Source organism: Pseudomonas sp. SF2 (genome assembly GCF_036858055.1).
GTDB lineage: Bacteria > Pseudomonadota > Gammaproteobacteria > Pseudomonadales > Pseudomonadaceae > Aquipseudomonas.
In genome coordinates, this window is sequence record NZ_JAMBDI010000091.1 from 1 (window position 1) to 603 (window position 603).

The 603-nt window shown below is 46.6% G+C and carries 1 pseudogene; it reads right to left on the reverse strand.

Annotated elements, in window-relative coordinates:
- Window positions 1-540: pseudogene (locus M2S36_RS25005) on the reverse strand (hypothetical protein); the annotation flags it as partial.
- Window positions 541-603 lie beyond the last annotated feature (63 nt).

Consider the following 603-nt stretch of genomic DNA (forward strand, 5'->3'; position numbering starts at 1 on the left):
GCCGGGTTCGGTGGGTTCGTTGCTGTCGACCCACAGGCAGTCTTTCTGGTGGAGGCTACCGTCCTCTCGGCGAGGGGCGAAGGCGAGGGCATAGCTCGTGCTGAAGGAAGAACCACCGAATTCTCTACGTTTGAACAAGCCGCCTCTGATGTTGTACCAGTCAAAGGTAAACACCTTTCCTATTCGGTTGTAATAGATCTTTTTTGTTAGCCTGTTCAGGTGGATGTCTGAGAGATTTCTTATGAAAAATATTCTGTAGGCTAAAAAGGGTGTGAAAATAAACGGCAAAATAATCTGCATGGCAAGAAATGCGTAGGCGCCATCAAGTTCATAATTTGTCGAGTCATCTAGAAGGGGTGGATAGGCAAAAAAAGCTGTGGCTATACACATTGCGGTGTACATCTTACCCATGAATACAGAGTCAGTAACCCATGGGTTCCGCAAGCGCAGAAGGGAACTCGTTGTTCCAACCAGTTGTCCTGAGATTTTTGGATCTATGTCGGTTTTTGTTTTGGGGTTGAATAGCCATATGGTTGCCATAGGATTATCTCTCAATAAAAAAGTCGGCGCTGGAGTTGGTAGAGGCTGTAGGGGTTATCGACA